20 protein-coding genes are annotated in these 21786 nt (G+C 71.0%); 13 read left to right on the top strand and 7 right to left on the bottom strand.

The genetic code is table 11. The features are described from left to right. Nucleotides 1-53 precede the first annotated feature (53 nt). Complete coding sequence (locus tag AB0J02_RS11660; protein ID WP_363193447.1) at nt 54-1058, top strand: LCP family protein; 1005 nt, start codon at nt 54-56, stop codon at nt 1056-1058. 28 nt (nt 1059-1086) lie between these two features. Here the strand turns inward: AB0J02_RS11660 and AB0J02_RS11655 are convergent, their stop codons facing one another. Continuing rightward, nucleotides 1087-1671 carry a class I SAM-dependent methyltransferase gene (locus tag AB0J02_RS11655; protein ID WP_363193402.1) on the bottom strand — a complete coding sequence of 195 codons (585 nt, stop codon included), beginning with the start codon at nt 1669-1671 and terminating at the stop codon, nt 1087-1089. Between the two features lie 217 nt (nt 1672-1888). On the opposite strand from AB0J02_RS11655, the gene AB0J02_RS11650 reads away from it, so the two are divergent. Continuing rightward, entirely contained in the window at nt 1889-2086 is a 198-nt protein-coding gene (locus tag AB0J02_RS11650) for a hypothetical protein (protein WP_363193401.1), read from the top strand. A 60-nt stretch (nt 2087-2146) separates the two neighbouring features. Here AB0J02_RS11650 and AB0J02_RS11645 read toward each other — a convergent pair whose 3' ends face one another. Continuing rightward, entirely contained in the window at nt 2147-3331 is a 1185-nt protein-coding gene (locus AB0J02_RS11645) for a methyltransferase domain-containing protein (RefSeq protein ID WP_363193400.1), read from the bottom strand. 90 nt (nt 3332-3421) lie between these two features. On the opposite strand from AB0J02_RS11645, the gene AB0J02_RS11640 reads away from it, so the two are divergent. The 4 genes from AB0J02_RS11640 to groL all read left to right on the top strand — a co-directional run bounded on the left by AB0J02_RS11640 (nt 3422) and on the right by groL (nt 7498). Continuing rightward, entirely contained in the window at nt 3422-4375 is a 954-nt protein-coding gene (locus AB0J02_RS11640) for a polysaccharide deacetylase family protein (RefSeq protein ID WP_363193399.1), read from the top strand. Nucleotides 4376-4422: 47 nt separating this feature from the next. Next, entirely contained in the window at nt 4423-5214 is a 792-nt protein-coding gene (locus AB0J02_RS11635) for a polysaccharide deacetylase family protein (RefSeq protein WP_363193446.1), read from the top strand. Nucleotides 5215-5437: 223 nt separating this feature from the next. Next, nucleotides 5438-5746: a co-chaperone GroES gene (groES, locus tag AB0J02_RS11630; RefSeq protein ID WP_016434667.1), complete on the top strand. Its 309-nt coding sequence runs from the start codon at nt 5438-5440 to the stop codon at nt 5744-5746. Nucleotides 5747-5875: 129 nt separating this feature from the next. Further along, a complete protein-coding gene (groL, locus tag AB0J02_RS11625) occupies nt 5876-7498 on the top strand; it encodes a chaperonin GroEL (protein ID WP_363193398.1) in 1623 nt (540 codons plus the stop codon). Between the two features lie 166 nt (nt 7499-7664). Here the strand turns inward: groL and AB0J02_RS11620 are convergent, their stop codons facing one another. Both AB0J02_RS11620 and AB0J02_RS11615 read right to left on the bottom strand, forming a co-directional pair. Further along, nucleotides 7665-8438, bottom strand: coding sequence for an SDR family oxidoreductase (locus AB0J02_RS11620; RefSeq protein ID WP_363193397.1), 774 nt, complete (start codon nt 8436-8438; stop codon nt 7665-7667). Between the two features lie 61 nt (nt 8439-8499). Continuing rightward, on the bottom strand, nt 8500-9177 hold the full coding sequence (locus AB0J02_RS11615) for an MOSC domain-containing protein (RefSeq protein ID WP_363193396.1): 678 nt from the start codon (nt 9175-9177) through the stop codon (nt 8500-8502). A gap of 82 nt (nt 9178-9259) precedes the next feature. On the opposite strand from AB0J02_RS11615, the gene AB0J02_RS11610 reads away from it, so the two are divergent. Continuing rightward, on the top strand, nt 9260-10156 hold the full coding sequence (locus AB0J02_RS11610; RefSeq protein WP_363193395.1) for a LysR family transcriptional regulator: 897 nt from the start codon (nt 9260-9262) through the stop codon (nt 10154-10156). 71 nt (nt 10157-10227) lie between these two features. Here the strand turns inward: AB0J02_RS11610 and AB0J02_RS11605 are convergent, their stop codons facing one another. After that, nucleotides 10228-10569 (bottom strand): WhiB family transcriptional regulator, encoded by a 342-nt coding sequence (locus AB0J02_RS11605; RefSeq protein ID WP_363193394.1) that lies wholly within the window; start codon nt 10567-10569, stop codon nt 10228-10230. 382 nt (nt 10570-10951) lie between these two features. Here AB0J02_RS11605 and AB0J02_RS11600 point away from each other — a divergent pair, with 382 nt between their 5' ends. The 4 genes from AB0J02_RS11600 to AB0J02_RS11585 all read left to right on the top strand — a co-directional run bounded on the left by AB0J02_RS11600 (nt 10952) and on the right by AB0J02_RS11585 (nt 15314). After that, nucleotides 10952-11563, top strand: a complete 612-nt coding sequence (locus AB0J02_RS11600; RefSeq protein ID WP_003948568.1) for a response regulator transcription factor — start codon at nt 10952-10954, stop codon at nt 11561-11563. Between the two features lie 293 nt (nt 11564-11856). Next, nucleotides 11857-12444, top strand: coding sequence for a sigma-70 family RNA polymerase sigma factor (locus tag AB0J02_RS11595; RefSeq protein WP_363193393.1), 588 nt, complete (start codon nt 11857-11859; stop codon nt 12442-12444). A 138-nt stretch (nt 12445-12582) separates the two neighbouring features. Further along, the gene (gene guaB, locus AB0J02_RS11590; protein WP_363193392.1) at nt 12583-14085 is read left to right on the top strand and encodes an IMP dehydrogenase; all 1503 of its coding nucleotides are present in this window, start codon (nt 12583-12585) and stop codon (nt 14083-14085) included. Nucleotides 14086-14189: 104 nt separating this feature from the next. Further along, on the top strand, nt 14190-15314 hold the full coding sequence (locus AB0J02_RS11585) for a GuaB3 family IMP dehydrogenase-related protein (protein WP_363193391.1): 1125 nt from the start codon (nt 14190-14192) through the stop codon (nt 15312-15314). 72 nt (nt 15315-15386) lie between these two features. On the opposite strand, the gene AB0J02_RS11580 is transcribed toward AB0J02_RS11585, so the two are convergent. After that, on the bottom strand, nt 15387-15938 hold the full coding sequence (locus AB0J02_RS11580; protein WP_363193390.1) for a hypothetical protein: 552 nt from the start codon (nt 15936-15938) through the stop codon (nt 15387-15389). A 60-nt stretch (nt 15939-15998) separates the two neighbouring features. Then, the gene (locus AB0J02_RS11575; protein ID WP_363193389.1) at nt 15999-17252 is read right to left on the bottom strand and encodes a nucleotide sugar dehydrogenase; all 1254 of its coding nucleotides are present in this window, start codon (nt 17250-17252) and stop codon (nt 15999-16001) included. Between the two features lie 316 nt (nt 17253-17568). Between AB0J02_RS11575 and AB0J02_RS11570 the strand changes: the two genes are divergently transcribed. Both AB0J02_RS11570 and AB0J02_RS11565 read left to right on the top strand, forming a co-directional pair. Then, a complete protein-coding gene (locus AB0J02_RS11570; RefSeq protein WP_363193388.1) occupies nt 17569-19275 on the top strand; it encodes a glycerol-3-phosphate dehydrogenase/oxidase in 1707 nt (568 codons plus the stop codon). Between the two features lie 408 nt (nt 19276-19683). Further along, on the top strand, nt 19684-21717 hold the full coding sequence (locus tag AB0J02_RS11565) for a serine/threonine-protein kinase (RefSeq protein WP_363193387.1): 2034 nt from the start codon (nt 19684-19686) through the stop codon (nt 21715-21717). Nucleotides 21718-21786 lie beyond the last annotated feature (69 nt).

Here is a 21786-nt window from a genome sequence, read left to right as displayed (position 1 = left end):
TTCGGACTTATGTTCCCTGTGTGACTGAGCAGAAACGGTTCCGCGCACGTGCGGTGAAGGCGGTGGCGCTCGCCTTCGGCTGCGTCCTGGTGCTCGGAGGGGCGGGGGCCGGATGGGTCTACTGGCACCTCGACCACAACATACGCAGCGTCGACATCGACGGCGCCCTCGGCGACGACCGCCCGGTCAAGCCCGTGGCCGCCGCCGCCTCGCCCTCGGCGTCCGCGTCACCGTCGTCCGAGCCGGTCGAGAAGGGTGTCCTCAACATCCTTGTCCTGGGCTCCGATTCACGCACCGGCAAGGCGAACAAGGCGCTCGGCGGCGGTGACAGCGGCGGGGCCCGCTCCGACACCGCGATGGTCGTGCACCTCGACGCCGACCGCAGCGCGGCGACGGTGGTGAGCATCCCCCGCGACACCCTCGTCGAACGCCCCTCCTGCCCGACGGAGTCCGGCGGCACGACCGCGGTCGCGTACAACGTCATGTTCAACAGCGCCTATTCGGTGGGCGGTCCGGTCTGCGCCGTGAAGACCGTCGAGCAGCTCACCGGGGTCCGCATGGACCACTACCTGGAGGTCGACTTCGCGGGCTTCGCGAAGATCGTCGACGCGCTCGGCGGCGTGGACGTCACCACCACCGAGGACATCGACGACGACCTCAGCCACCTCCACCTGGACGCCGGCGACCACCACCTCGACGGCGAACAGGCCCTCGCCTTCGCCCGCACCCGGCACGGCATCGGCGACGGCAGCGACCTGGGCCGCATCAAGCTGCAGCAGCAGCTCGTCAAGGCGCTGATCGGGCAGGTCTCGGCCGACGGCCTGCTGACCGACCCGGCCCGCCTCTACAAGATCGCCGACGCGGCCACCGGCAGCCTCACCGCGGACACCGGGCTCGACTCCCTCACCGAACTGAGCGGCCTGGCGCGGAGCGTGAGCGGCCTGTCGGCGGACTCCCTGAAGACGGTCATGATGCCGGTGGTGCGGGCGCCCTCGGACGGGAACCGGGTGGTGGCCGACGAGCCGGAGGCGAAGGAGCTGTGGGAGTCGCTGCGGTGACCGGCTCCACCGTCCCGGCCGGCCCGCCTCACTTCGTGTACGTCAACAGGTAGCGCCAGAAAAGCAGTTGACGCAGCTCGCTGCCGGGCAGCAGACGCGCCGACTCCGCGCGGACCTGAGGCAGCGTCATCTCCGGCTGCCGGACCGGTGCTCTGCGCGGGGGCGTACGGATGCCGCGGGCGCGTTCGGCGCCGTACACGGCCGCACGGGCCACCGCGTTCACCGGGACCGCGGCCAGGTCCCGGGGCGTGACGCCGGCGTAGCAGCCGAGGACCAGGAGACGGCCGCCGGGCGCGAGGGCCTCGCGGAAGCGGGTCAGCGTCCCGAACGGCATGTGGTGCAGGCTGGCCAGACAGGTGATCACGTCGTAGTGGGCTTCCGGGAGCCCCTCCGTCGAGGCGTCCGCCAGGCGGTAGCGCGGGCCGCCGCCCGACGCCTCAGCCGCGGCGAGCGTGGCCGGGTCCGGGTCGAGCGCGTCGACCCGGTAGCCCCGCGCGACGAGGCGGCGCGCGAAGCGGCCCGTGCCGCAGCCGACGTCGAGTGCGCTGCGGCCGCCCGGCGGCAGGTGGCGCAGCAGGAGGCGGTGGTAGTGGTCGTTGTGGTCGAACGGCATGGGGGAGCACCCTGACAGGCGGCGGATCAGCTGGGCGTAAGCAACGTGGGGTCCGTCGCTGACCTGCGAAGACGTACGGCCGGAAAGATTCTTCGAGGAGATCGGGCGGCCGTGTCGATCCGGGTGCCGTCCGTTCGACGCAAGGGTGAGAGGCCGGCGGGTACGGCCACCGGCCCGCCCCGAAGACGTAGGAGACGATCGTCCGCGCTATCTGACGATGATCCGTATCGACGAGCGGAACGCCCCCGCCGGGGGCAAGCGCGTGCACGACGACAGGGGCGGGATCACCGCCACCGACGGCCCGTTCACCGAGACCAAGGAGGTCGGCGGCGGCTACGCGATTGCTGGAGCGGCTGGGGCGGGTGGAGGAGGCGCGGGCGGAGTTCCGGCGGGCGCCGGGGCCGGCCCGCGATGAACGGGAACGGGGGGTTCCTGCTGGGGCGCATCGACCGCTGACCCGCGTCAGGCGCGCTCCTCAGGCGCCGGAGCTTGTGGCCGGCCGCCCCACCAGCATGGTCGGGGCCCCGCCGACCCGGGTCAGGAACACCGTCACCGCCCGCTTCCCGAAGGGCTTGGGCATGGCCTTGCGGCGCAGCTCCTCCGGCTCGACGGCGGAACCCCGCTTCTTCACGGTCAGCACCCCGACCTCCCGCTCCCGCAGCAGCGCCTTCAACTTCTTCACGTTGAAGGGGAGTTGGTCGGTGATCTCGTACGCGGTGGCGTACGGGGTCGGGTGCCGCTCGTCCCCGGTGACGTAGGCGATGGTCTCGTCGATCAGCCCGCCGCCGACCTGCTCGGCCACCTCGGCGACCAGGTGCGCCCGGATGGCGGCTCCATCGGGCTCGTACAAGTACCGCCCGACCGGCCGCACTTCGGGGTCCGGCAGTCCGCGCCCGACGAGTTCCCGCGGCCCCGGCAGCAGGGTGGCGCGCATCCGGCCGGGTTCCGTGCCGAACCACAGCACGGCCTCCTTCACGTCACCGCCGTCCGAGATCCACTCGGCGTCGGCCTCGGCCGGGATCGCCTCGTGCGGGATGCCCGGCGCGATCTTCAGCGCGGCGCGCGGTGCCTTGCGCGCGGTGGCGACGGCCCAGGACAGCGGAGGGGAGTAGGCCTCGGGGTCGAAGATCCGCCCGCGCTTGTCGGAGCGCCGGGCCGGGTCCACGAAGACGGCGTCGTACGGGGTGGTGTCCACCTCCGTCACATCCGCCTCCCGCACCTCGATCAGGTCGTCGAGGCCGAGGGCGGCCGCGTTGGCCCGCGCCACGGCGCACGTCTCCGGGTCCCGGTCGACGGCGAGCACCGAGATCCCGGCGCGGGCCAGCGCGATCGCGTCGCCGCCGATGCCGCAGCACAGGTCGGCGACGGAGCTGACGCCGAGGGCCCGGAAGGATTCGGCGCGGTACGTGGCGACGCTCGTCCGGGTCGCCTGCTCGACCCCGTTCGCCGTGAAGTACATGCGGGCCGCGTCCTCGGGCCCGAACTTCGCCACCGCCCGCTGCCGCAGCCGCGCCTGGGCGAGCGCCGCCGAGACGAGCTCGGCCGGGTGCTCGCGGCGCAGCCGGGTGGCGAGCGCGAGCTCCTGTGCCGGGTCGTGGTCGCGCAGTGCGTCGAGCAGGGCCTGGCCGGCCGGTGTGAGCAGGGCGGAGAAGTCGTTCACCGGAACATTGTGGGCCAGTCGGAGGACGGCGCGCGCCCGGCGGCGGTGTCGGCCCGTGATCAGGGCCTTGAGCTGCGAGGATCCGGCGCCATGCAACTAGTACGACAAAATGAGGAAACCGCCTCAAAGGGGACTCGCGCCAGATCCGGGAAACGGGCGGCGCTCCGCGGCACGGCCGCCGCCCTCGCCGCCGCCGCGCTCGCCACCGGCTGTGCCGCCGGATCCGACGAAGGTGCCGTGACACCGGCCCCCGGGCAGCAGGCCCTGAACGCGCCGCCCGCCCGCGCCCTCGACTCGTACGCCACCAGGCTCAAGGCCGAGCGGGCGCAGCGGGTCGCAGCGGCCAGGCGCTGGGGTCTCGCGAAGGTGCCGCTCGCCGCGCCCGAGCCGCCCGCGAAGAAGCCCGTCATCAAGCCCCGTAAGGGCTTCGAGGTCGACGACCAGGCCGCGCTCGGGCTGCCGCCGGTCTTCACGACCATCCCCACGAAGGAAAAGATCGTCTTCCTCACCATCGACGACGGGGCCGACAAGGACCCGCGGTTCCTGAAGATGATGAGCGACCTCAAGATCCCGTACACGGCCTTCCTGACCGACCGCGAGGTCAAGCCCGGGTACGACTACTTCAAGAAGGCGCAGAGCCTGGGCATCACCCTCAACAACCACACGCTGCACCACCCTTACCTCCCCGGTCTCTCCTACAAGCGGCAGAAGCACGAGATCTGCGGCATGCAGGACGTCATCGAGAAGAAGTACGGCAAGCGGCCCACGCTCTTCCGGCCGCCGTTCGGCGACTACAACCAGGACACCCTGAAGGCGGCCAAGGCGTGCGGCATCACGTACGCGCCGATCTGGAACGCCGAGGCGTTCGTGGACCGCATGGACCACCGCGAATGGGACCGGGACATCCACCCGGGCGACATCATCCTCACGCACTTCCGGGGCCGTAAGGACTGGAACGGCACGATGCCCGACATGGTCCGCACGTTCCTGAAGTACGTCACCGGCAAGGGGTACGCCGTGGCCCGCCTGGAGGACTACCTGTGACAACTCCCTGGGCGGAGGCTGCCGTCGGCGCGGCCGGGGCGCGGCGGATGGTCGCCTGCGCCCTGGCCGCCGTGCTGCTCTCCGGGTGCGCGCAGTCCGTCGACCCGATCGAGCGGATGGGCAGGAAGGCCGCGCAGAAGGTCCGCCACCATCCGCGGACCGCGGCGGCCGGGGTGCCGGCGCCCGAAGCCCATCGCCGCTGGGGGCTCAGGACCCCGCTGGCCCCGGCGCCCCGCGCCCACCGGGTGCTCCCGCCCCGCGCCCCCGGCGCGGTCCCCCCGGTGATCGACCGCGTACCCACCCGCGACAAGGTCGTCTTCCTCACCATCGACGACGGCAGTATCGGCGACGGCGCCGAGCAGGGTCCGCGCTTCACCGACATGATCCGCGACCTGCGCCTGCCGGTCTCGGTCTTTCTCACGCACTCCGGTACGGACCCCGGCCACGACCGTCTCGGCAGGCTCCGCGCGCTCGGCGCCGGCGTCGGGAACCACACCCTCACGCACCCGTTCCTGCCCGGCCTCGGTTACGTGGAACAGCACGCCGAGATCTGCGGCGAGCAGGACCGTCTCAAGGCCCGCTTCGGCACGGCGCCGCGCCTGCTCCGCCCGCCCTACGGCAACTACGACGCGGACACCCTGCGCGCGGCGGGCGCGTGCGGCATCGACGCGATCGTCCTGTGGCGCGCCGCGCGGCGGAGCGACGACCTGCGCCCCGGCGACATCCTCCACGCCCCCTCCGCCCCGAAGGGCGAGAGCCTGACCGGGACGACCGCGCGAACGCTGCGCCGCATCCAGGAACAGGGCTTCACGGTGGGGCGCCTGGAGGACTATCTCTGAGCGGCCGCAACCCCGTGCGGGCCGACCGAAATGCCGCGCCGCGACGGAGTCGATTGGCACTCCGCTTGACCGAGTGCTAATCGCGGTCATAGTCTCGGCCCTGGCACTCACCACTGGAGAGTGCCAACAGCGACGGGCAGGTCCGGCACCCGCGACGACGGATCCACCTGGTCGCCACCCCAGACTGTTAACCCCGTAGATCTCCGAAGGGGGAGACCGGATCGTGACGACCGCCAGCTCCAAGGTTGCCATCAAGCCGCTCGAGGACCGCATTGTGGTCCAGCCGCTCGACGCCGAGCAGACCACGGCCTCTGGCCTGGTCATTCCGGACACCGCGAAGGAGAAGCCCCAGGAGGGCGTCGTCCTCGCCGTGGGCCCGGGCCGCTTCGAGAACGGCGAGCGCCTTCCGCTCGACGTGAAGACCGGCGACATCGTGCTGTACAGCAAGTACGGCGGCACCGAGGTCAAGTACAACGGCGAGGAGTACCTCGTCCTCTCGGCCCGCGACGTTCTCGCGATCGTCGAGAAGTAAGCAAGCCGAGAAGCTTTTTCTGCTTTGAACAGCGCCCCTGGCACCCGCGATCGTAAGAAGCCGGGGTCAGGGGCGTGGTTCGTTCACCAAGCTTCACCCCTAGTTTTCCGAGAGGGCTGAACCGCTCCCATGGCGAAGATCCTGAAGTTCGACGAGGACGCCCGTCGCGCCCTCGAGCGCGGCGTCAACAAGCTTGCCGACACGGTCAAGGTGACGATCGGCCCCCGCGGCCGCAACGTCGTCATCGACAAGAAGTTCGGCGCCCCCACCATCACCAACGACGGTGTCACCATCGCCCGCGAGGTCGAGATCGACGACCCGTACGAGAACCTGGGCGCGCAGCTGGTGAAGGAGGTGGCGACCAAGACCAACGACATCGCGGGTGACGGCACCACCACCGCCACCGTGCTGGCCCAGGCCCTGGTCAAGGAAGGCCTGCGCAACGTTGCCGCCGGTGCTTCCCCGGCCGCCCTGAAGAAGGGCATCGACGCCGCCGTCAAGGCGGTGTCCGAGGAGCTCCTCGCCACCGCCCGTCCGATCGACGACAAGGCCGACATCGCGGCCGTCGCCGGTCTGTCGGCCCAGGACTCGCAGGTCGGCGAGCTCATCGCCGAGGCGATGGACAAGGTCGGCAAGGACGGTGTCATCACCGTCGAGGAGTCCAACACCTTCGGTCTGGAGCTCGACTTCACCGAGGGCATGGCCTTCGACAAGGGCTACCTGTCCCCGTACTTCGTCACCGACCAGGAGCGTATGGAGGCCGTCCTCGACGACCCGTACATCCTGATCCACCAGGGCAAGATCGGGTCCATCCAGGACCTGCTCCCGCTCCTGGAGAAGGTCATCCAGGCCGGCGGCTCCAAGCCCCTCCTGATCATCGCCGAGGACGTCGAGGGCGAGGCCCTGTCGACCCTGGTCGTGAACAAGATCCGCGGCACGTTCAACGCCGTCGCGGTGAAGGCCCCCGGCTTCGGTGACCGCCGCAAGGCGATGCTGCAGGACCTGGCCACCCTCACCGGTGCCACCGTCATCGCCGAAGAGGTCGGCCTCAAGCTCGACCAGGTCGGCCTGGACGTGCTCGGCACCGCGCGCCGCGTGACCATCACCAAGGACGACACCACGGTCGTCGACGGTGGCGGCAACAGCGACGAGGTCGCCGGCCGTGTGAACCAGATCAAGGCCGAGATCGAGAACACGGACTCCGACTGGGACCGCGAGAAGCTCCAGGAGCGCCTCGCGAAGCTCGCCGGCGGCGTCTGCGTGATCAAGGTCGGCGCCGCGACCGAGGTCGAGCTCAAGGAGAAGAAGCACCGTCTGGAGGACGCCATCTCCGCGACCCGCGCCGCGGTCGAGGAGGGCATCGTCTCCGGTGGTGGCTCCGCGCTCGTCCACGCCGTCAAGGTCCTCGAGGGCAACCTCGACAAGACCGGCGACGAGGCCACGGGTGTCGCGGTCGTCCGCCGCGCCGCCGTCGAGCCGCTGCGCTGGATCGCGGAGAACGCGGGCCTCGAGGGCTACGTGATCGTCTCCAAGGTCGCCGAGCTCGAGAAGGGCTCCGGCTACAACGCCGCGACCGGCGAGTACGGCGACCTGGTCAAGGCCGGCGTCATCGACCCGGTCAAGGTCACGCGCTCCGCCCTGGAGAACGCCGCGTCCATCGCCTCCCTGCTCCTGACGACCGAGACCCTGGTCGTCGAGAAGCCGGCCGAGGAAGAGCCCGAGGCCGGTCACGGCCACGGTCACTCGCACTGACGCCACGCACAGCAGAGGCCCGGTCCCCGTCGCGGGGGCCGGGCCTCGGTGCGTTCCGGTCGGGTCCCGGGGCAGACCCGGAGAGGGCACCCGTGTGCGCCGCCGGATCCGCGTACACGAAGCGTTCGCAATTCGCGCGGGGCGGCCGCTTCGCGCCAAACCTTCGCTACTGCGGCCCGTACTTACGCCCTGTCCGCGACGTGATTCCGCCGAGCAGGGCGCGCGGCGTCACCTTCACGACGCCCATCAGCGCCTTGTACCGCGGGTCCGGGATCGACAGCGACTTCCCGCGCGCGAGGTCCGCGAGCGCCGCCGCGACCAACTTGTCGGCGTCCAGCCACATCCAGTTCGGGATGTTGCCCGTGCCCATCCCGGCCCGCTGGTGGAACTCCGTACGCACGAAGCCCGGGCACAGCGCCATCAGCCGCACCCCGCTGCCCGCCAGATCCTTCGCCGCGCCCTGCGTGAACTGCACGACCCACGCCTTCGACGCCCCGTAGGTGCCGCGCGGCACGAAAGCCGCCACCGACGCCACGTTGATGACGCCGCCGCGCCCGCGCTCGCGCATCCCCGCCGTCACCGCCGACGTCAGCCGCAGCACCGCCTCGCAGTGCACCTTCAGCATCGTCAGCTCGTCGGCCATGGGCACTTCCAGGAAGTGGCCCTTGTTGCCGAACCCGGCGTTGTTGACGAGCAGATCGACCGCGGCCTTGGGGTCCCGCAGCCGCTTCTCGACGGCCGCGATGCCCTTGTCCGTGGCGAGGTCCGCGGTCAGCACCTTGGCCTCGATGCCGTGCCGGTCGTGCAGTTCGGTCGCCTGCTCCTGGAGCCGCTTCGTGTCGCGGGCGACGAGCACCAGATTGTGGCCGTCGGCGGCGAGGCGCCGGGCGAAGGCGGCGCCGATGCCCGCGGTGGATCCCGTGATCAGTGCCGTAGTCATGGGGCAAGGTTAGTGACGCTCCGGTGATGCTCGTGATCACCGGAGCGCCGTCCGGCCCCGTTCAGGCGGACCGGGCGTCGTACTTCTCGGTGTACGTCCGTATCTGCTGCTCGACCTCGTAATGCAGCGCGTCCCCGGCGGCCAGCAGCCGCGGCAGCAGCTCGCGCTCGGTCGTCACGGCCCGGAACTCGAAGGCGACGGTCACCTCGTGCGCGGGCCGGTGCACGACCTCGACGGTGTCCCCGGCCCGGATCTCGCCCGGCTCGATCACCCGCAGGTACGCGCCCGGCCTCTTCTCCTGCGTGAACCGCTTGACCCAGGTCTTCTCGCCCAGATGCCCCTGGAAGGTCTTGCACGGAATCCGGCTGGAGCTCACCTCCAGGAGCAGGTCGGGGCCGATCCGCCAGCGCTCGCCGATCTTCGCCCCGCAGACGTCGACGCCCTCGGTGGTGAGGTTCTCGCCGAACACCCCGTTGGGCAGCGCCCGGCCGAGGAGTTGCTCCCACGCGTCCAGGTCCTCGCGCGCGAACGCGTACACCGCCTGGTCGTCCCCGCCGTGGTGCCGCAGGTCGCACACGGCGTCCCCGGCGAGGCCGCTCGCGCCGACCCCCTTCTCACCGGGCGCGGTCACCCGCACGGGTCCCGCGACCGGCTGCTTGTCGATGCCGGTCACGCCCTCGGGCTGGTCGGTGTACGCGACGGGCGTGGCGCGCCCCAGATTCAGCGACAAGATTTTCATGGCATCGCACGGTACGGGACCCGTGACCAAAGTCGCCACGCATTATTCGGCGCGATCCCCAAGCGCCGCTTATGCTTGAACCATGATCGAGGCCCGTCATCTCCGTGTCCTGCGCGCCGTGGCCGCCACCGGCTCCTTCTCGGCCGCGGCCCGCGAGCTGGGCTGCACCCAGCCCGCCGTCAGCCAGCAGATGAAGGCCCTGGAGACCTCGGCCGGTACGCCGCTGCTGATCCGCACGGGCCGCGAGATGCGCCTGACCCAGGCCGGCGAGGCCCTCGTCCGGCACGCGGCGGGCATCCTCGCCGGGCTCACCGCCGCCGAGGAGGAGGTCGCCGCGATCGCGGGCCTGCGCGCCGGGCGCGTCCGGCTCGTCTCCTTCCCCAGCGGCAGCTCGACCCTGGTCCCGACGGCCCTGGCCGCGCTGCGCGCCGCGCACCCCGGCACCCGCGTCTCGCTGGTGGAGGCGGAGCCCCCGCGCTCGGTGGAGATGCTGCGCGAGGGCGACTGCGACGTGGCTCTCGCCTTCCGGTACGAGGGCGCGCACGCGGCGGAGGAGTGGGACGACCTCGTCGTACGCCCGCTGCTGGCCGACCGGCTCGTGGGCCTGGTCCCCGAGGGCCACCGGCTCGCCGGGGCGGGCTCGGTGACCATCGACGCGTTCGCGGACGACCCGTGGATCGCGGGCTGCCCGCGCTGCCGCCGCCAGCTCGTCGACGTGTGCCGCGGCGCCGGGTTCGCCCCGCGCATCGACTTCGCCACGGACGACTATCCGGCGGTGGTCGGCCTGGTCGGCGCGGGGCTCGGTGTTGCCGTTCTGCCCGAACTGGCCATCGAGTCTGTTCGGCCCAAGGGTGCACGCACAGTGACGGTGGAGCCGCCCGTGCTGCGCGAGATCGTCGCGCTCACCCTGCCCGATCTGTCCCAGGTTCCGGCGGTCGCCGCGACCCTCGACCACTTGGCGAAGGCCGCCACCCGCTGAGTCCGGGCGCGGGCGCGGCTGCCCGCGCCCGCGGTCGCCGCCTGCGGTCTCGTCCTTGCAGAAACGTTCCTTCAGTGGTGAGCGGCAGCTGACGCGATCCCACCGCCACCCGTTGCCGTCGCGGTGACGAGCCGGTTGCGGGCCCGTCCCATCAGCTCTTCGCGCTCGTCCTCGGTCAGGCCGCCCCACACGCCGTACGGCTCACGCACCTGTAGGGCGTGAGCAGCGCACTCGGCGCGCACCGGGCACCTCATGCAGACCTCTTTCGCCGAGTTCTCACGGGCGCTGCGCGCCGCTCCCCGCTCACCTTCCGGGTGGAAGAAGAGCGAGCTGTCGACCCCGCGGCAGGCCGCGAGGAGCTGCCAGTCCCACAGATCCGCGTTCGGTCCGGGAAGACGGGAGAAATCTGCCATTGCGTTGTCCCCTTGTAGCCGTTGTGACGCGGATACGGTGCCCATGACCGTACATCTACTGTCTAAGGAGATGAAAATATGACTCATTGCGAATCTAGCTACAGACACCAGCAAAAGGGAAGAAAAGCCGCTAAATGGGGCATAGCTTGTGTTGAAAACTTGAGGGTCTGTTGCGCCGTCTGCACTGTGTCCGGCCCCTCACGTAGAGTGCCGAACGAGGCCGTCCGACCCGTAACTCTTTCGAGTGACCATCGTTGAGAGTGCGGTGGCGGTTGAAAGAACAAGCGCTCGGGCAACTGTCCGAGAGCGTCGACCGCACAGGTGACGATTCGTACAAAGCCTGGAGGCTCAAGGTGACGCGCATCAGCTGCGGAGGACGGACATGACATCCGTCCTCGTCTGCGACGACTCCCCGCTTGCCCGAGAGGCGCTTCGCCGCGCGGTCGCGACCGTGCCCGGCGTCGAGCGCGTGACGACCGCGGCCAACGGCGAGGAAGTTCTCCGCCGCTGGGGCGCCGACCGCTCGGACCTCATTCTCATGGACGTCCGCATGCCTGGACTGGGCGGCGTCGAGACGGTCCGGCGACTGCTCTCCGCCGACCCCGGTGCGCGCATCATCATGCTCACCGTGGCCGAGGACCTGGACGGGGTCGCGCTCGCGGTCGCCGCCGGTGCCCGCGGATATCTGCACAAGGACGCCTCGCGCGCCGAGCTGCGGGCCACGGTCACACAGGCCCTCGCCGACCCGACGTGGCGGCTCGCCCCGCGCAGACTGCGCTCGGCCGAGATGGGCGCGGCGCCCACCCTCACCGCGCGTGAGATCCAGGTGCTCGAGGGCATGAGCCACGGCCGGTCCAACGCCGAGATCGGGCGCGAGCTCTTCCTCTCCGAGGACACGGTCAAGACGCACGCGCGCCGGCTGTTCAAGAAGCTCGGCGCCTCGGACCGCGCGCACGCCGTGGCGCTCGGCTTCCGCTGGGGCCTGGTGCGGTAGCGCTCCGCCGGGGTGCCGTGACGGGCCGGTGGTTTCGCGCGGCTTTCATCGTTGCTGGTCGCGCCGGTCCCCGTCCCCCTTGATGGGGCGCTGTCCGGCGGTGTTCCCCGGTTTCGCGAGTGATGCCGCATCCTTGAGGTGTGGAGTTCCTCGGGGACGACGAGTCGGGCGAGCAGGGTCAGCGAGAGGGGAGGGCGCAGGAGATGAGTTCCGGCGCACCCGCTCATAACGCTTCGGTGCACAACCAAGGGCGCGGTGCCACGGACCGCGCGTCGGCAAGGCACCATGGACCGATGCGTGACGACGATGCAGTGACCCCGCGCGGGGTCGTCGGTACGCTCGTCGGCCGCGCCGTCGACGGCGACGAGCAGGCCACGCATGATCTGCTCGCGCACGTCCATCCCCTGGCCATCCGCTACTGCCGTACGCGTCTTTCCCGACTCCCCGGGGACGCACGGCACTTCGTGGAGGACCTCGCCCAGGAAGTCTGTGTCGCGGTGCTGCTCGCGCTGCCGCGCTACAAGGACACCGGGCGCCCCTTCGAGGCGTTCGTTTTCGCCATTGCCGCGCACAAAGTCGCCGATCTGCAGCGCGCGGCGATGCGCGGCCCCGGTTCGACGGCGGTGCCGTCGGACGAGATGCCGGAGCGGCCGGACGACTCGCTCGGGCCCGAGGAGCGGGCGCTGCTGAGCAGTGACGCCGAATGGGCCAAGAAACTCCTCGCGAACCTTCCGGACAATCAGCGGGAGCTGCTGCTTCTGCGGATCGCCGTCGGGCTCACCGCCGAGGAGACCGGGCAGATGTTGGGCATGTCACCCGGAGCCGTGCGTGTCGCGCAGCACCGGGCGCTGAGCCGCCTGCGGGCCCTCGCCGAGCAGTAGTGCGCGGTGGCGCGGGGCGCCGGCCGCCTACGTGGGAACGTACAAACCAAGCCGATGATCTTGATCGTGGAATGAGACACCTCTGGTTCCCGTTAGCATGGACATCCGCACCGATCAAGGCCATTTGGGGAAGGTGTCATGACTGCAAACGTCGACGGAGTGCCCGAGAAATTCGCGACACTCGGGCTGACCTACGACGACGTGCTGCTGCTGCCGGGCTCTTCGGAGGTACTCCCGAACGCGGTCGACATCTCGTCCCGCATCTCTCGCAACGTGCGCGTGAACATCCCGCTGCTCTCCGCGGCCATGGACAAGGTCACCGAGGCGCGCATGGCCATCGCCATGGCACGGCAGGGCGGCGTCGGTGTGCTGCACCGGAACCTGTCCATCGAGGACCAGGTCAACCAGGTCGACCTCGTGAAGCGCTCCGAGTCCGGCATGGTGACCGACCCGATCACGGTGCACCCGGACGCGACGCTGGCCGAGGCCGACGCGCTGTGCGCCAAGTTCCGCATCAGCGGTGTCCCGGTGACCGACCCGGCGGGCAAGCTGCTCGGCATCGTCACCAACCGCGACATGGCGTTCGAGAACGACCGCAGCCGTCAGGTCCGCGAGGTCATGACGCCGATGCCGCTCGTCACCGGCAAGGTCGGGATCAGCGGTGTGGACGCCATGGAGCTGCTGCGCCGCCACAAGATCGAGAAGCTTCCGCTGGTCGACGACGCGGGCATTCTCAAGGGCCTCATCACGGTCAAGGACTTCAAGAAGGCCGAGCAGTACCCGAACGCGGCCAAGGACGCCGAGGGCCGGCTCCTCGTCGGTGCCGCCGTCGGCGCGAGCCCCGAGGCGCTGGAGCGCGCCCAGGCGCTGGCCGGGGCGGGCGTCGACTTCCTCATCGTCGACACCTCGCACGGCCACAACAGCAACGCGCTGAACTGGATGGCGAAGATCAAGTCCAGCGTCGACGTCGACGTCATCGGCGGCAACGTCGCGACGCGTGACGGCGCGCAGGCCCTGATCGACGCCGGAGTCGACGGCGTGAAGGTCGGCGTCGGTCCCGGCTCCATCTGTACGACGCGTGTGGTCGCCGGTATCGGCGTCCCGCAGGTCACCGCCATCTACGAGGCGGCCCTCGCCGCCCGGGCGGCCGGCGTCCCGGTCATCGGCGACGGCGGCCTGCAGTACTCCGGCGACATCGGCAAGGCGCTCGCCGCCGGTGCCGACACGGTCATGCTGGGCAGCCTGCTCGCCGGGTGCGAGGAGTCCCCGGGCGAGCTGCTGTTCATCAACGGCAAGCAGTTCAAGTCCTACCGCGGAATGGGCTCCCTCGGGGCCATGCAGTCCCGCGGCCAGGGCCGCTCGTACTCCAAGGACCGCTACTTCCAGGCCGACGTGGCCTCGGACGACAAGCTGGTCCCCGAGGGCATCGAGGGCCAGGTGCCCTACCGCGGCCCGCTGGCCAACGTGCTGCACCAGCTCGTCGGCGGCCTGCGCCAGACGATGGGCTACGTGGGTGCCGCCGCCGTGGACGAGATGGAGTCCAAGGGCCGCTTCGTCCGCATCACGTCCGCGGGTCTCAAGGAGAGCCACCCGCACGACATCCAGATGACGGTCGAGGCGCCGAACTACAGCCGCAAGTAACACCGACGCCGGTGTGAGGGGCGGCCCCGGATTGCCGGGGCCGCCCCTCACTCGCGTGTCGGGGATACTGGACACGCAGACCCAGAGGGAAAGGCCCACACAACGTGACTGAGATCGAGATCGGGCGCGGCAAGCGCGGCCGCCGCGCGTACGCCTTCGACGACATCGCCGTCGTTCCGAGCCGGCGCACCCGCGACCCGAAGGAGGTCTCGATCGCCTGGCAGATCGATGCCTATCGCTTCGAGCTGCCGTTCCTGGCCGCTCCCATGGACTCCGTCGTCTCGCCGGCGACCGCGATCCGCATCGGTGAGCTGGGCGGGCTCGGCGTGCTGAACCTCGAAGGTCTGTGGACCCGGTACGAGGACCCGCAGCCGCTGCTCGACGAGATCACCGAGCTGGACACCGACGACGCCACGCGTCGCCTCCAGGAGATCTACGCCGCTCCCATCCAGGCCGACCTGATCGGGCAGCGCATCAAGGAGGTGCGCGACTCCGGTGTCGTCACCGCCGCCGCGCTCTCCCCGCAGCGCACCGCCGAGTTCTCCAAGGCCGTGGTGGACGCGGGCGTCGACATCTTCGTGATCCGCGGGACCACCGTCTCCGCCGAGCACGTGTCGGGCGCCGCCGAGCCGCTCAACCTCAAGCAGTTCATCTACGAGCTCGACGTGCCGGTGATCGTCGGCGGCTGCGCCACGTACACCGCCGCGCTGCACCTGATGCGGACCGGTGCCGCGGGTGTCCTGGTCGGGTTCGGCGGCGGCGCCGCGCACACCACGCGGAACGTGCTGGGCATCCAGGTGCCGATGGCGACCGCTGTGGCCGATGTGGCCGCCGCCCGGCGCGACTACATGGACGAGTCCGGCGGCCGGTACGTGCACGTCATCGCCGACGGTGGCGTGGGCTGGTCCGGCGACCTGCCCAAGGCCATCGCCTGCGGCGCCGACGCCGTGATGATGGGGTCGCCGCTGGCCCGCGCCACGGACGCGCCCGGCCGCGGTCACCACTGGGGCATGGAGGCCGTCCACGAGGACGTGCCGCGCGGCAAGAAGGTCGACCTGGGCACCGTGGGGACCACGGAGGAAGTTCTGACCGGTCCCTCGGCCACGCCCGACGGGTCGATGAACATCTTCGGCGCGCTGAAGCGGGCCATGGCCACGACCGGGTACAGCGAGCTCAAGGAGTTCCAGCGGGTCGAGGTCACGGTGGCCGACTCCCAGCACCGGCGCTGACGCCGTGTCGTAGCAGGAAATGGGTGGGGCCCCGCCGGATCGGCGGGGCCCCACCCATTTCTGGAGCGTCGGTCAGAGGGCTGCCTTCTTCGAGCTGCCGAACGCGGCGACGGCGCCGATGACGAGGAAGAGGTACGTCATGAAGTCGGCCTCCTCCTTCCAGCCCTTGCTGAGGTCGCCGAAGTGGTCGGTGAGGATGTCAAGGAACGAGACGTTCCCCATCTCGGCGATGACCATCGCGTACCCGGTGAGCTGACCCAGGTACACCGCGCCGAGCGCCAGCACGGCGCAGACGAACGGCAGGACCTGGTTGCGGCCGCCGATCTTGCCCGCGGCGAAGCCGATGACGGCGCCGACCGCCACGGCCGCGTAGCCGATCTCGTGCTCGGTCGCCTTCATGACGGCGCCGTAGATCCAGGCCGTGACGAGGGCCAGGACCACGGCGGCGACTATGCCGAGGGCGGCGTTCCCGCTACGGGCCGGCGGAGCCGGGGGTGCGAAGCCGCCCGGCTGGGGCTGCTGTTGCTGCGGGAACGGGGCGTACGGCTGCTGCTGGCCGTAGCCCGGCTGCGGCGGCTGCTGGGCGTACGGGTTGCTGTCCTGTGGCGGTGGTGGCTGGGTCATGCGGTCCCCCGAAGAGTGAGCATGGGCACGGGTGTGCCCAGAGGGGCCGCAGATTAGCAGTCAGAGGCGGTGGGCCGCGCCCGCCGGTGTCGCTCCTCTGGTGTCCAGGAGGAGTTGGGCCTTGACCGCCAGGCCCTGGAGGTCGTACGTGCGGTGGTGCTGGAGCAGGATCGTCAGGTCGGCGTCGGCCGCGGCCTCGTAGAGGGAGTCGGCGCGTGGGACCGGGCGTTCCAGGACGTTCCAGGACGGGACGTACGGGTCGTGGTAGCTGACGGACGCGCCGAGTTGCATGAGACGGGTGGCGATCTCCTGGGCGGGGGCGGCCTGTTGGTCGGCGAGGTCGGGTTTGTACGTGATGCCGAGGAGCAGGACGCGGGCGCCGCGGGCGGACTTGCCGTGCTCGTTGAGGAGCGTGGCCGCGCGCTGGACCACGTAGGCCGGCATGTGGTTGTTGACCTGGCGGGCCACTTCCACCATGCGCAGGGGGCGGGCGGGCAGGTGGCGCGAGGAGAGGTCCTGGGGGAGGGCGTGGCCGCCGACGCCGGGGCCCGGGCGGAAGGCCTGGAAGCCGAAGGGTTTGGTCTCGGCGCAGCGGATGACGTCCCAGAGGTCGACGCCCAGGTCGTGGCAGAGGACGGCCATCTCGTTGACCAGGGCGATGTTGACGTGGCGGTAGTTCGTCTCCAGGAGGTGGACGGTCTCCGCCTCGCGCGGGCCGCGGGCGCGGACGACCTTGTCGGTGAGGCGGCCGTAGAAGGCCGCCGCCGATTCCGTGCAGGCGGGGGTGTGGCCGCCGATGACCTTGGGGGTGGCGGCGTAGGGCTGGGTGCGGTTGCCGGGGTCGAGCCGGCCCGGGGCGTGGGCCAGGTGGAAGTCGCGGCCCGCGCGCAGCCCCGAGCCCTCTTCGAGGAGGGGGAGGAGGACGGTCTCCGTGGTGCCCGGGGGGACCGGCGATTCGATGATCACCGTGGTGTGCGGGCGGAGGTGGGCGGCCAGGGTGCGGGTCGCCTCGATGACAGGGGCGAGGGAGGGGGTGCCGTCCGCCCCGGGCGGGGTGGGGGCGCAGATGACGGCGGTGCGGACGCGGCCCAGTTCGGCGGGGTTCGCGGTGGGGCGGAAACCGCCGGCGAGCATCCGGCGGACGTCGGCGGCGGTCAGGGCCGCGTCGTCGCCGATACCGGGGACGCGGCCCGCGGCGAGGTCCTGGGCGCGGGCCGGGTCGTGGCCGACTGTCGCGATCCTTGCGGCGACGGCGGCCTGCGCGAGCGGCAGGCCGAGGTGGCCGAGGCCGACGACGGCGAGATCTGCGGGCATGGCGATGGCCGTCCTTCCCGGAGGCGGACCCGGCTTTTAGCCGGAGTGGGACGAGTGCGCAAGCCCGGTGGACAGGATGGACGAGCGCAATGTCAGACTAGGAGTAAATATGACCGATATACGGTATTGCGCCGCCTTGGGTTGTGGAGTGTTGCCCGACCGTCGCCGCCGGGTCATGTCCGACCGTTCTCGTGGTGGCCGAAAGCGGGCATCGAGGGAAGAATCGGGACATGCCGCATCAGGTGCCCTGCTTGCGTCCCGTGAGCCCGGGTACATCTGCCGGTGAGGCCGGCGCCGACGACAGCGGGAGGCAGCAGTGAAGGCAGCGACACTGGGACCCGAGCAGCGCGCGGAGGACCTCGCGGCGATGGCCGAGGGCGAGCTGGACATTCTTGTCGTGGGCGCCGGGGTGGTCGGCGCGGGAACGGCCCTGGACGCGGTGACGCGCGGCCTGTCCACCGGCCTCGTCGAGGCGCGGGACTGGGCCTCGGGCACGTCGAGCCGGTCCAGCAAGCTGATCCACGGCGGGCTCAGGTATCTGGAGATGCTGGACTTCACGCTCGTACGGGAGGCGCTGAAGGAGCGGGGGCTGCTGCTCGAACGGCTCGCGCCGCACCTCGTGAAGCCCGTGCCGTTCCTGTACCCCTTGCAGCACAAGGGGTGGGAGCGGCTGTACGCGGGTTCTGGCGTCGCCCTGTACGACGGCATGGCCATGGCCCGGGGACACGGGCGCGGGCTGCCGATGCACCGGCATCTGTCGCGCAAGCACGCGCTGCGGGTCGCGCCGTGCCTGAAGAAGGACGCGCTGGTCGGCGCGTTGCAGTACTACGACGCGCAGATGGACGACGCGCGGTACGTCGCGACGCTGGTGCGGACCGCCGCCATGTACGGGGCGAAGGCCGCCAACCGGGCGCGCGTCACCGGGTTCCTCAGGGAGGGCGAGCGGGTCGTCGGGGCGCGGGTGCAGGACGTAGAAGGCGGCGGCGAGTACGAGATCCGCGCCAAGCAGGTCGTCAACGCCACGGGGGTGTGGACCGACGACACGCAGGCCATGGTCGGGGAGCGCGGCCAGTTCCACGTACGCGCCTCCAAGGGAATCCACCTCGTCGTGCCGAAGGACCGGATCAACTCGACGACCGGGCTGATCCTGCGGACCGAGAAGAGCGTGCTGTTCGTCATCCCGTGGGGGCGGCACTGGATCGTGGGCACGACGGACACGGAGTGGGATCTCGACAAGGCCCATCCGGCGGCGTCCAGCGCCGACATCGACTATCTGCTGGAGCATGTGAACTCCGTGCTCGGCACGCCCCTCACCCGCGACGACGTGCAAGGGGTGTACGCCGGTCTGCGGCCGCTGCTCGCCGGGGAGTCCGACGCCACCAGCAAGTTGTCGCGCGAGCACACCGTGGCGCATCCCGTGCCGGGGCTCGTCGTCGTCGCGGGCGGCAAGTACACGACGTACCGGGTCATGGCGAAGGACGCCGTGGACGAGGCCGTGCACGCGCTCGACCAGCGGGTCGCCGAGTGCGTGACCGAGGACGTGCCGCTGGTGGGCGCCGAGGGGTACCGGGCGCTGTGGAACGCGCGGGCACGGATCGCCGCCCGCACCGGGCTGCACGTGGTGCGCGTCGAGCATCTGCTCAACCGGTACGGGGCGTTGGCGCAGGAAGTGCTGGAGCTGATCAGCGCGGATCCCGGCCTCGGGGCGCCCCTGAGCGCCGCCGACGACTATCTGCGGGCGGAGATCGTGTACGCGGCCTCGCACGAAGGGGCCCGGCACCTCGACGACGTGCTGACGCGGCGGACCCGGATCTCCATCGAGACCTTCGACCGGGGGACGCGGTCCGCGCGCGAGGCGGCCGAACTCATGGCGCCGGTGCTCGGCTGGGACAAGGACCAGGTGGAGCGTGAGGTCCAGCACTACGAGAAGCGGGTGGAGGCGGAGCGGGAGTCGCAGTTGCAGCCGGACGACCTCACGGCCGACGCGGCCCGGCTCGGGGCGCCGGACATCGCGCCGCTGTGACGGACCGCTGACGGAACTAGGCAAGAAACAAGCCGTGTTCGCGGGCCCCGTGCCGCAGTGGCCCTGTGCGGCACGGGCGTTGAGTCCCGTATGTGAGGCGTCGCTGTTCCCCCGGAGGTCAGGAGGGTTGTGGCCGGGGCCTTGCCCTTGGTGACGAGCAACGGAAGAGTGGCGTCCACACATGGATCAACGGGTGGCGTGCTGCCCGGATCCAGCCGGAGAAGAACCGCCGCCACAGGTATGGCCGGGAGTGTCCGTTTCAGTGCGGGCACGACGGTCCCTTCGACAGCGCGGTCCCTCACGCGGGACGTAGGGGTGAACGGTGTGCCAGGGGTGACCCTGGGCGTCGGACGGTCCTCACGTGAGGGACAATGAAGGCTCTGTCAGGGCGGGTTGCAGAGGGGACGCATGTCGGAGGCGGAGCGGGCGGGCGAGACCCGTCAAGGCAAGAGCGCTCGTCAGGACTCGTCCGCGCAGGACGTTCAGGACGTACGCGACGATCGGGACGGGCAGGGGCCCTCCGGTCGGGACTCCTCTTCCGGCCATGACGTGACCGGGCGGCTGCTCGCCGGGCGGTACCGGCTCGGCGACGTGCTCGGCCGCGGCGGCATGGGCACCGTGTGGCGGGCCAAGGACGAGACGCTCGGGCGCACGGTCGCGGTCAAGGAGCTGCGCTTCCCGTCGAGCATCGACGAGGAGGAGAAGCGGCGCCTCATCACGCGTACCTTGCGCGAGGCGAAGGCGATCGCCCGGATCCGCAACAACGGCGCCGTCACCGTCTTCGACGTCGTCGACGAGGACGACCGGCCGTGGATCGTCATGGAACTCGTCGAGGGCAAGTCCCTCGCCGAGGCCGTGCGGGAGGACGGGCTGCTCGAACCGAAGCGCGCCGCCGAGGTCGGACTCGCCGTCCTCGACGTGCTGCGCTCGGCGCACCGCGAAGGCATCCTGCACCGCGACGTGAAGCCGTCCAACGTGCTGATCGCCGAGGACGGCCGGGTCGTGCTGACCGACTTCGGCATCGCCCAGGTCGAGGGCGACCCCTCCGTCACGTCCACCGGCATGCTCGTCGGCGCGCCCTCCTACATCTCGCCCGAGCGGGCCCGTGGGCACAAGCCGGGCCCCGCCGCCGACATGTGGTCGCTGGGCGGTCTGCTGTACGCGGCCGTCGAGGGCGTCCCCCCGTACGACAAGGGGTCGGCGATCGCGACGCTGACCGCCGTGATGACCGAGCCGGTCGACCCGCCGCAGAACGCGGGCCCGCTGGAGCCGGTGATCTACGGGCTGCTCGCCAAGGACCCCGCGCAGCGCCTCGACGACGCGGGCGCCCGCGCCCTGCTGAACAACGTCATCCACGCGCCCGCGCCGAAGCCCGCCCCGGCGCCGGAGGCGGCCGACGCGACCAAGGTCGTGCCGCTGCCGCCCGTGCCGCCCTCGGGCAAGGCCGGGGCCGGCGTCGCCGCCAGGGGCGAGGAAGCGGCGGAGAAGCTGCGGGGCGCGCTCAAGTCGGTGCGCAAGGCCGCCGCTGCCGCCACGGCCGCACGGGAGAAGCCGGCCGGCCGGGAGGGCGCTGCCGCGCCCTCCGCCTCCGCCTCCGCGCCGGTGTCCACCAGGGCGACCGCGCGGATCCCGGCGCAGCCCGCGGGGCCGCCGCGCACGCCCGTCCGCAAGGCCTCGATCACGGATGTCGTGCCGCGCCGCACTCTCGTGATCCTCGCGGTCCTCGTCGCGCTCGCCGTCATCGGCGTCGTCGTGGGGATCGCTCTCAGCGGCGGTGACGACAGCGCCGGCAAGGACGCCAAGGACGCCAACGGCGGCGACAAGGCCGCGTCCGCCAGTGCCACCGGCGCCGCCAGCAACGGCAAGGGCGAGGAAACGGGCAGCGGCAAGGGCTCGGGCGAGGACGAGGACGAGCCCGACGAGAACGAGCCGGACGAGAACGAGGGCGGTGCCACCGCCCCCGGCCAGGGCGCCTCGCCCAGCAGTGACGGCTCCGGCTCCGGCGTCGACAAGGAAGCCAAGACGTACAAGCACTCCCAGGGCTTCTCGATCGATCTGCCCAAGGGGTGGAAGTACGGCTCCACCAGCTCGGCCGGGGCGCGTTTCACCGGCCCCGACGGGCAGAAGCTGCTGGTCGGCTGGACCGGCACGCCGAAGTCCGACCCGGTCAAGGACTGGCAGAACCAGGAAAGCTACATGCGGCGCTCCCAGTACGACCGCATCCGCATAGAGGCGGTGGACTATCGCGGCTGGAACACGGCCGACTGGGAGTTCACCTACGTCGACGGGGGCACCAAGTACCGCTCGATAGACCGCGGGTTCGTGGTCAACGGCTCGCTGGGCTACGGGATGATGTACACCGCGAAGGACGCGGACTGGAGCGGAGCGCAGCGCAAGGCGACGTGGAAGACATTCACACAGAGCTTCAAGCCCAAGTCCTGAACTCCGGGCGCCTTCGGCACGTATCGTGAGTGCTCGCGGACCGTACGCAGCCGTATCAGGAAGCGTCGT

It is taken from the genome of Streptomyces sp. NPDC050264 (assembly GCF_040655895.1).
GTDB lineage: Bacteria > Actinomycetota > Actinomycetes > Streptomycetales > Streptomycetaceae > Streptomyces.
The sequence above is the reverse complement of the archived record's forward strand: the minus strand, read 5'-3'. Positions and strand labels throughout refer to the sequence as shown.